General features: G+C 69.4%; 8 protein-coding genes. 7 read left to right on the top strand and 1 reads right to left on the bottom strand.

Annotated features, from left to right (window positions below; translation table 11 throughout):
- Positions 1 to 35: 35 nt before the first annotated feature.
- The 6 genes from COGEMETH_RS19700 to COGEMETH_RS19675 all read left to right on the top strand — a co-directional run bounded on the left by COGEMETH_RS19700 (position 36) and on the right by COGEMETH_RS19675 (position 6,893).
- A complete protein-coding gene (locus COGEMETH_RS19700) occupies positions 36 to 1,409 on the top strand; it encodes an aminotransferase-like domain-containing protein (protein WP_238184303.1) in 1,374 nt (457 codons plus the stop codon).
- Between the two features lie 359 nt (positions 1,410 to 1,768).
- Positions 1,769 to 2,548 (top strand): SGNH/GDSL hydrolase family protein, encoded by a 780-nt coding sequence (locus COGEMETH_RS19695; RefSeq protein ID WP_238184302.1) that lies wholly within the window; start codon positions 1,769 to 1,771, stop codon positions 2,546 to 2,548.
- Positions 2,549 to 2,725: 177 nt separating this feature from the next.
- Entirely contained in the window at positions 2,726 to 4,594 is a 1,869-nt protein-coding gene (locus COGEMETH_RS19690; protein WP_238184301.1) for an ABC-F family ATP-binding cassette domain-containing protein, read from the top strand.
- 150 nt (positions 4,595 to 4,744) lie between these two features.
- Complete coding sequence (locus COGEMETH_RS19685; protein WP_238184300.1) at positions 4,745 to 5,857, top strand: calcium-binding protein; 1,113 nt, start codon at positions 4,745 to 4,747, stop codon at positions 5,855 to 5,857.
- Between the two features lie 131 nt (positions 5,858 to 5,988).
- Positions 5,989 to 6,204 carry a DUF1289 domain-containing protein gene (locus COGEMETH_RS19680; protein WP_238184299.1) on the top strand — a complete coding sequence of 72 codons (216 nt, stop codon included), beginning with the start codon at positions 5,989 to 5,991 and terminating at the stop codon, positions 6,202 to 6,204.
- Positions 6,201 to 6,893 carry a retropepsin-like aspartic protease family protein gene (locus COGEMETH_RS19675; protein WP_238184298.1) on the top strand — a complete coding sequence of 231 codons (693 nt, stop codon included), beginning with the start codon at positions 6,201 to 6,203 and terminating at the stop codon, positions 6,891 to 6,893. Before COGEMETH_RS19680 ends, COGEMETH_RS19675 begins: the two co-directional genes overlap by 4 nt.
- 4 nt (positions 6,894 to 6,897) lie before the next feature.
- On the opposite strand, the gene dusA is transcribed toward COGEMETH_RS19675, so the two are convergent.
- Positions 6,898 to 7,917, bottom strand: coding sequence for a tRNA dihydrouridine(20/20a) synthase DusA (dusA, locus tag COGEMETH_RS19670; protein WP_283215031.1), 1,020 nt, complete (start codon positions 7,915 to 7,917; stop codon positions 6,898 to 6,900).
- Between the two features lie 125 nt (positions 7,918 to 8,042).
- On the opposite strand from dusA, the gene COGEMETH_RS19665 reads away from it, so the two are divergent.
- Positions 8,043 to 9,119 (top strand): tyrosine-type recombinase/integrase, encoded by a 1,077-nt coding sequence (locus COGEMETH_RS19665; protein WP_238184296.1) that lies wholly within the window; start codon positions 8,043 to 8,045, stop codon positions 9,117 to 9,119.
- The last annotated feature ends 548 nt before the right edge of the window (positions 9,120 to 9,667 follow it).

Here is a 9,667-nt window from a genome sequence, read left to right as displayed (position 1 = left end):
CCCGCCCGCCTCCAGGCGCCGGCTGGACGCCCGACCTGCGGCGCTGGGGCAAGCCCCATTACCGCGCCATCGCCGAGGCCATCGCGGAGGACGTGCGCACCGGGCGGCTCGCCCCGTCCGAGCGGCTGCCGCCCCAGCGGCTGCTGGCCGAGCGCCTCGCCCTGAACTTCACCACCGTGGCGCGGGGCTACGTCGAGGCCCAGGCGCGGGGGCTGGTGGAGTCGCGGGTCGGCCAAGGGACGTTCGTGCGCAATCCCGCCCGCGCGGCCCGCGCCGGGGAGAAGGCCGCGGGCCCGGGCCGGCACGGCCCGGTCGACTTCACCATGAACCTGCCGCCCGAGCCCGACGACCCGCGGCTTGTGGCCCGGATGCAGGCCGGCCTGGCGGCCATCGCCGAGGACCTGCCCAACCTCCTGCGCTACCAGGGCTTCGGCGGCACGGGCAGCGACAAGGCGGCGGCCGGCCGCTGGCTCGCCCGGCGGGACGTGGAGGCCGGCCCCGACCGGCTCCTGATCTGCCCTGGCGCCCACAGCGCGCTGGACGCCATCCTCGGCTACGTCGCGGAGCCCGGCGACGTGCTCTGCACCGAGGCCCTGACCTATCCCGGCGTGCGGGCGCTCGCGGCCCACCGGGGCCTGCGGGTCGTCGGCCTGCCGATGGATGCCGAGGGCGTGGAGCCCGATGCCTTCGCCGCCGCCTGCACCCGGCTCGCGCCCAAGGCGATCTACCTCAACCCGACGCTCCAGAACCCGACCACCGAGACCATCGGGGCGGCCCGCCGCGCGGCCATCGTCACCGTCGCCCGGCGCTACGGGCTGGCGATCATCGAGGACGACGCCTACGGCTTCGTCTGCCCGGACCCGCCCCCGAGCTTCTGCCGGCTCGCCCCCGAGATCACCTATTACGTGGCCGGCCTCGCCAAGTGCCTCGGCGCCGGCCTGCGCCTGGCCTACCTCGTCGCCCCGAGCGCGCGGGCCTCCCTGGCCCTGGCCTCGACCCTGCGCGCGGCGACCGTGATGGCCTCGCCGGTCACGACGGCGCTCGCCACCCGCTGGATCGAGGACGGCACAGGGGACGCGGTCCTCGCCTTCGTCCGGGCCGAATCCCGCGCCCGCCAGGTGCTGGCCGCCCGCCTCCTGCCCCCCGGGCTCGTGCGCGCCGACCCGGACGGCTTCCATCTCTGGATGACCTTGCCCGAGGGTTGGACCCGCTCGGCCTTCGCCAGCCAGGGCCGCTCGGCCGGGCTCGGGGTGGTGGCCAGCGACGCCTTCTGCGCGGCGGGCCCCGCGCCGGAAGCGGTGCGGATCTGCCTCGGCGGGATCAGCACCCGCGCCGAGATCGGCCAGTCCCTGGAGGTGCTGGCCCACGCCCTCGGACGCTCGCCGGCCCACGCTTCGGCCTACATCTGACCTGGTCCGCGCGTTCGGGATCGACGCGCGCTCACGCGACGCCGATTCGTCCGGCACCCGCATTGTCGGGCGGGACCGTCGTGAAACCTCCACACTTCGGGCCGAGAACCGGTTCCAGCGCCCCGAAGCGCGGCGGCGTGGTGCGGCTGCATCTCCGGAATACCTGCCGCGCCGTTAACGTTCTGCCTTAATTTTGAGTTACGAATACAATGAAGTTTCAAGGGATGTCGGGAACCGGGCCTTCCGGGCCGCCGTGCCAGATTGTATCTCACGCGTAACAACCCGCCCGATGGCCGAGAACCCCACACGTGCCGCATAGCGCCTCCACCCGCCCCGCTTCGAAGCCCCTGCGCAGCCTGATGCGCGGCGCGGCCCTGGCGCTGGGGCTGCTGGTTCTGCCGAGCGCCGTCCTGGCCTATGCCGACCTCCTGCCGGAGGCCCTCGACCTCGGCGTCTTCGGCTTCGACAAGCAGCCCGACGCGGACCTGCCGCACGTGGCCCGCCAGCTCAGCCTCGGCGCACCCTTGCGCATCGTCGCCTTCGGCTCCTCCTCCACCGAGGGCATCGGCGCCAGCAGCCGCGCCCATTCCTACCCCGCCCGCCTGGAAGCCGACCTGCGCAAGGCCCTGCCCCAGCTCGGCGGCCAGGTCACGGTGCTGAACCGCGGCATCGGCGGCGAGCACACCGACGACATGCTCCGCCGCCTCGACCGCGACGTGATCGCGGCCGAGCCCCAGCTCGTGATCTGGCAGACCGGCAGCAACGACCCGCTGCGCGGCGTCAGCATCGAGCATTTTCGCGAGGCCACCATCGGCGCCGTGCGCAGGATGCAGGAGGCCGGCATCGACGTGGTGCTGATGGAGCCGCAATGGTGCCCGACCCTGGAGGCCACCCCCGGTTCCCACCGCTTCCGTGACGCGGTGCGCGAGATCGGCGCCGAACTCGACGTGCCGGTGATCCGCCGCGCCGAGCTGATGCACCGCTGGGTCCGCGAGGGCCAGCTCACCCGCAAGCAGCTCTTCGCCCCCGACGGCCTGCACATGGCCGACGGCGGCTACGACCTGCTGGCCAAGGCCGCCGCCGAAGCCATCATCCACGATGCCGGCTCCGTAAAGGTGGCCGAGGCCGTCGCCGAATAACCGCTCGAAGCCGGCTTCGGAGCGCGAAGCGCGCTCCGCGGAGCGTGTTTTTCAGGACGAACGTCCCGCAAAACTCAGAGCGAAGCGAAAGCCTGAGCCCGCGGAGGCGGGCGCCCGGCGAGCGAGGCCGAGGAAGAGCCCGCTTGCCTCGGCGCCCGCGCCCCGCCAGAACGCGGCATGCTGCGCGTCAACGACCTCACCTACCGCCTCGGCGAGCGCCTGATCCTCGATTCCGCGAGCTTCGCGATCCCCGACGGGGCCCGCGTCGGCCTCGTCGGGCGCAACGGGGCGGGCAAGACCACCCTGTTCAAGGCCATCCTCGGCGAACTGGCGACCGACCCGAAATCCGTGTCGATGCCCCGGGGCATGCGCATCGGCGCGGTGGCCCAGGAGGCGCCGGCCGGGCCCGAGACCCTGCACGCCGTGGTGCTGGCCGCCGACCTGGAGCGCGCCCGGCTGATGGACGAGGCCGAGCACGCCGACGGGGTGCGCCGGGCCGAGATCGAGACGCGGCTCGTCGACATCGGCGCCCATTCGGCGCCCGCCCGCGCCGCCGCGATCCTGCACGGGCTGGGCTTCGACGCGGCCGCGCAGGGGCGCCCCTGCGCCGACTTCTCCGGCGGCTGGCGGATGCGGGTGGCGCTGGCCGCCGTGCTGTTCTCCGAGCCCGACCTGCTGCTGCTGGACGAGCCCACCAACTACCTCGACATCGAGGGCACGATCTGGCTCTACGACTACCTGGAGCGCTATCCCCGCACCGCGATCATCATCTCCCACGACCGCGACCTCCTGGACGAGTGCGTCGACCACATCCTCCACCTCGACCGGGGCCGGCTGACGATCTACCGCGGCGGCTACACCAGCTTCGCCCGCCAGCTCTCCGAGAAGCGGGTGCTGCTGGCCAAGGCCAAGGTGAAGCAGGACGCCGAGCGCGCCCACCTCCAGAGCTTCATCGATCGCTTCAAGGCCAAGGCGACCAAGGCCCGGCAGGCCCAGTCCCGCGTCAAGCGGCTGGCCCGGATGGAGCCGATCTCCGCCCTGATCGAGGACGACGTGCCGGTGTTCCACCTGCCGAGCCCGGAAAAGCCCCTGTCGCCGCCGATCGTGGCGATGGAGCGGGCCCAGGTCGGCTACGGCGAGCGCGTCGTGCTCTCGGGGATGAACCTGAGTCTGGCCCCCGACGACCGGGTGGCGCTGCTGGGCGCCAACGGCAACGGCAAGTCGACCTTCTGCAAGCTCATCGGCGGGCGGATGGGGGTCTTGTCCGGCACCATGACCCGGGCCGGGAAGATGGAGGTGGCCTACTTCGCCCAGCACCAGCTCGACGAACTCAGGCCCTCCGAGAGCGCCTACGCCCACGTGCGCACCCTGATGCCGGACGTGCCGGAGGCCCGCGCGCGGGCGGCCACCGCCCGCCTGGGCTTTCCCGCCTCCAAGGCCGACACGCCGGTGGAAAAGCTCTCCGGCGGCGAGAAGGCCCGGCTGCTGATGGGGCTGGCCGCCTTCCGCGGCCCCCACCTGCTGATCCTGGACGAGCCCACCAACCACCTCGACATCGAGAGCCGGCAGGCGCTGGTCGAGGCGATCAACGACTACGAGGGCGCCGTCATCCTGGTCTCCCACGACCGCTTCCTGGTGGAGGCCTGCGCCGACCGGCTCTGGCTGGTGGCCGACGGCACGGTCAAGGCCTTCGACGGTGACATGGACGATTACCGCCGCCTCGTCCTGGCCGGGCCCGAGCGGGACGACGAGCGCGCTTCCGAGGGCGCCGGCGGCCAGAAGGCGGAGGCCCGCCGTTCCGCCGTGGAGCGCCGCGCGGCGCTGGCCCCCCTGCGCAAGAAGCTCGAAGGGCTGGAGGCGCGGATGGAGAAGCTCACGATGGCCATCGCCAAGATCGACGCGGCGCTCGCCGACGGCTCCGCCTTCCAGCAGAACGCGGCCAAAGCCGGCGAGATCGCCAAGATGCGTTCGGACGCCGTCACGGCGCTCGGCGCGGCGGAGGAGGAGTGGCTTGCCTTGAGCGAGGATATGGAGGCGACGATCTAATCGAAAGGACAGACCTGCTCTATCTACGGCACAAACATTTCGTTATTAATGAAGATTCATTGAATCATATTCCATATGCGCCGGCTGGTAGGTGTGAGTCTTGCCAGAATCGAGGGTTAATCGGAGATTATTATTAACAGCCCCCGAGGCTTGTGCTGCGCTGGTTTCACTGTCAAGCTTGCTCAAGCAAGACAAGCGCAGGGGATTAGTGTGAGTTTTATTGGTAGTCGCCTGACATATGTATCGTATTATCCGACCATCGGACGGGCGACGAGCACGCCTGTCTCGGCTGTCGTCACCGACCAGCCGGGCTCTCAGCCCGAGTTCACGAATATCGGCCGATATGACAACGATCCGAACGACAATGCTCAAGTCGTGAATGCATCGATCGATATTGCCGCGGCGCGCATCACATATCAGGTCGGCCAGAATTCCGGCTCCTATTTGAGCGGAGCGTTCAACGGGCTTTCCTTGTCCGACACGGACGGGACCGTCGCGCCCATCGTCGGCGTCACGCTCGTGGCCGCGAACGGGGTCCGCCTGGGGATCGAGGACATCTCGCTGGACGAGAACGGCATCTACGTCAACGTCGCCGGCAGATCGTATTCCAGCAACGCGAGCCTGACCGTAGACGCCATATTCGCCAACGGAAGCACGATCAGCGGAACGTCTTTCGCAGATGTGTTGCGTGGACAATCGAGCAGCGAACTGATCTACGGCTACGGCGGCACCGACGTCATCTATGGGCTCGGCGGCAACGACACGATCTACGGTAACCAGGGCAACGACACCCTGTTCGGGAATCTCGGCAACGACACCCTGTTCGGAGGCCAGGACGACGACATCGTCTACGGCGGCCAGAACGACGACCTCGTGCTCGGTAACCTCGGGGCCGACACGCTTCTCGGGAACTTCGGCAACGACACCGTCTTCGGAGGGCAGGGCAACGACCTGATCTACGGGGGACAGGGCGACGACGTGCTGTTCGGCGATCTCGGGCGGGACACCCTCTACGGTGACCTCGGCAACGACGTGCTCACCGGTGGCGCGGATGCGGACCGGTTCGTGTTCGGGCTCGGTTCCGGGACCGACGTCGTCACGGACTTCAATCAGGCGGCCGGCGATCGGATCGGGCTGTCCGGACAGGGCTACGCGATCGGCTCCACCGCCGGTGGTGCGGCGATCCTGACGCTGTCGGGCGGCGGCACGGTTCAGTTGAACGGGGTCACCGCGGCCCAGGTCAATAGCGGGTTCTTCGGGTAGGGCGCTCCCGATCGCGACGATCCCGTTCCTTGCCCTCCCCCCGGACCGCGCAAACCGGCGCGTTCGAGCGGCGGCCTCGGCGACGGCACGCCCCCTTGATCGGAAGGGCTGCCCGCGGGCATGGAGGGCCCATGAGCCTGCCCGCGCAAAAGCCGTCGAGCCCCTGCACCAAGGTCTGCGTCATCGACGCGGCCTCCGGCCTCTGTCTCGGCTGCGGGCGCACCCGCCACGAGATCGGCGCCTGGGGCGGCCTCACCGAGCCCCAGCGCCGCACCATCATGGCGGGGCTCGAAGGGCGGCTGCGGGCGGCGCGTCTTTCCCCGGTGCGGGGGCCGGCGGCGTCATGATCTATCTGGGGCTCGCCGGCATCGCCCTGGTGGTCGCGGTCCTCGTCCTCACGGACGGCAGCGACAGCATCGGCGGCGTGATCGAGCCCGACCGGTTCGCGAGCCTCGCCTGGACCGCCGGCATCCTCGTCCTGGTGACGGCCGGGTTCTGGCGCCAGTTCAGCGGGTCGATCGGCGCGAACCTGCGCGCCCTGCTGGTCTGGGCGATGATCGGTCTCGCCTGCGTCGTCGGCTATTCCTACCGCGATCAGCTCCAGGGGGTGACGAGCCGGGTGATGGGGGACCTGCGGCCCGGCTCGGCCGCCCTCGGTCCCGGCGGCAGCGTCACGATCACCCGGCGCTCGGACGGGGAGTTCCGGGTGGAGGCGGAGGTGAACGGGAAGACCCAGTCCTTCGCCTTCGACACGGGGGCGAGCGCCGTGGTGCTGACGGCCGAGAACGCGGCGGCGTTGGGCATCCGCCCGGCCGAGGCTGCGTTCACCGTCCGGGTCTCGACCGCCAACGGGCCGGCCTACGCCGCCCCGATCCTGCTCGACTCGGTCGGCATCGGCCCGATCACCGAGCGGCGGGTGGACGCCATGGTCAGCCGGCCGGGGGCTCTGCGCACCAACCTCCTGGGCCAGAGCTTCCTGACCCGCCTCTCCGGCTACGAGGTGCGCGGCGACCGCCTGATCCTCCAGGGGCCGTGACTCCTCAGGCCGCGCGGGTCTCGGGCTCCTCGCGGGAGACCATCGCCACGGCCGCGCGCAGGGTCGCGAGGTCCGCATCGTTCCGGGTGCCCAGCGTCGAGAGGTGGCGCCGGTAGGCCCGCGCGCCGGGGCGTCCGTTGAACAGGCCGAGCATGTGCCGCGTCATCGCGTGCAGCCGCTCGCCGCCCGCCAGCGCCTCGGCGATCACCGGTGCGTAGGCCTCCACCGCCGCGAAGGCGTCCGCCACCGGGGGGGGCTCTCCGAACAGCTCCGGGTCGACGCCCAGCAGCACCGAGGGGTCGGCATAGGCCGCGCGCCCCATCATCACCCCGTCGAGGCCGGCAAGCTGCGCCTTGGCCTGAGCGATCGAGACGATGCCGCCGTTCACCGCGATCGGCATCCCGGGCCGCGCCCGCTTCAGGCGCACGACGCGGTCGTGGTCGAGGGGCGGCACGTCCCGGTTCTCCTTGGGCGAGAGCCCCTGCAGCCAGGCCTTGCGGGCATGCACCACGAGGCCGTCGACGCCGGCCTGCGCTGCCGCGTCCGCCAGCGCGTCGAGGGCGGCCTCCGGGTCCTGGTCGTCCACGCCGATGCGGCACTTCACCGTCACGGGCACGCGGATGGCCGCCTTCATCGCCGCCACGCACGCGCCCACGAGGCCGGGCTCGCGCATCAGGCAGGCGCCGAAGCGCCCGTCCTGCACCCGGTCCGAGGGGCAGCCGACGTTGAGGTTGACCTCGTCGTAGCCGAACCCCTCCGCGATCCGCGCGGCCTCGGCGAGGTCGGCCGGGTCCGAGCCCCCGAGCTGCACCGCCACCGGGTGCTCGGCCGGGGCGAAGCCGAGCAGCCGCTCCCGCGGCCCGTGCAGCACGGCGCCGGTCGTCACCATCTCGGTGTAGAGCCGGGCGCGGGCGGAGAGGACGCGGTGGAACCCCCGGCAATGCCGGTCGGTCCAATCCATCATCGGTGCGATGGAGAACCGAAACGGACTGAAATCGTTGGATTTTTCAACTTCTGTAGCCACTTGGTCCGAGTTCCGTGCTGTACCATTTCCGGCCGATCGGGCCAGTTTGTGCCGGTTTCGTTGCCCTGAGTACAGCAATGCTGTACTCCTGAGGCCCATGCTGTACCGGGCGGCTCGGGGGCGACGTGGGCACCATCGTCGAGCGAAAGCGAAAGAGCGGTGGCGTCGGTTATCATGCCCAGGTCGCCGTCAAAAGAGATGGTCTCTCCCACCGGGAGACCAAGACGTTCGACCGGCTCCCGGCCGCCCGCGCCTGGATCAAGAAGCGCGAGCATGAACTCGGGCAGCCGGGCGCGCTCACCTCGGCGAAGGTGGATGATCCGACGCTGGCGGATGTCATTGACCGGTACGTGAAGGACTCGCGTGGGTCCCTCGGGCGGACGAAGGCTCAGGTGCTCACAGCCATCAAGGGGTTCGATCTCGCCGAGAAGCGGTGCTCGGCGATCACCAGCGCGGAAGTCGTAGCCTTCGCCGCCGAGCTGTCTGCCGGTCGCCAGCCGCAGACGGTCGGCAACTACCTGGCGCATCTCAGTGCAATTTTCGCCGTCGCCCAGCCAGCCTGGGGCTACCCTCTCGATCCCGCACAGATGCGTGCCGCTCAGACGGTCGCCAAGCGCCTCGGGCTCACCGCCAAATCCAGCATGCGGGAGCGCCGGCCGACGCTGGACGAACTCGACCGCCTGATGACGCACTTCGGTGAGGTGCGCACGCGCCGGCCGGGCACGATCCCGATGCAGGCCATCATCGCCTTCGCCCTCTTCTCCACCCGCCGGCAGGAGGAGATCACCCGGATCACCTGGGGCGATCTCGACGAGGATGGCTCGCGCATCCTTGTGCGGGACATGAAGAACCCCGGCCAGAAGGCGGGCAACGATGTCTGGTGCGAGCTGACTCCCGAAGCCCTGGCGATTGTGCGCGCCCTGCCCCGTCCTGCTGCGCGCATCTTCCCCGCGGGCACGGATGCGATCTCGGCGGCCTTCACCCGAGCCTGCGCCTTCCTCGGGATCGTCGACCTTCACTTCCACGACCTGCGCCACGAAGGCGTGACACGCCTCTTCGAGATGGGGCGCACATTGCCACTGGCTGCGTCCGTCTCAGGGCACCGCTCCTGGCAGAGCCTCCAGCGGTACACCCACGTCAGGCAGACGGGAGACAAATATGCCGGATGGAAGTGGCTGAAGGTTTTGACGAAACCGGTCTAAAGTAGAAATCCGGTCTACTCAACGCCTTGGTTTGCCTAGCTGTCTTTTCAAGACGCTGAATAAAGTGGTTTATCTCTTCGCGCTCACCACGTCCTAATATCGCGTGGCATCGACCGCTGCGGCAGCTCGCTCATACCTTTGGAGATATAGCCTGCCCACAATACGGCCATTACACCCGTGGCTAGCGGCGTTGCGATGCTGAGGACGAAGTGCAAGGTCGACATGGCGTTCCAGCGATGACGGCGATGGGGACTTATAGAGGATCAGAATACGGCCGAATAGAGTTAGTGCTCGGGACGCCAGCCATCATGGATGCGGGTTACCCCCAAAAAAGGCGGTGCCGAATGAGATAGTAGCGAGGGACGCAAAGCCGGTGGGGCACCGCATGCCTGTAGGTTTGGGCCCAATACCCACAAGTGGTGCCGATTGGCGGGGAGTTTGAGGTGCAAGTGTGGTTTTTGGTCGCGACGAGATCTACAATTTTTTAGCCAATACGCGCTCTAGGTATTCATTGAACATAGGGACTGTAAATTGTCCGACGTCAGCAC

Source organism: Methylobacterium trifolii (genome assembly GCF_022179685.1).
Classification (GTDB): domain Bacteria; phylum Pseudomonadota; class Alphaproteobacteria; order Rhizobiales; family Beijerinckiaceae; genus Methylobacterium; species Methylobacterium trifolii.
The sequence above is the reverse complement of the archived record's forward strand: the minus strand, read 5'-3'. Positions and strand labels throughout refer to the sequence as shown.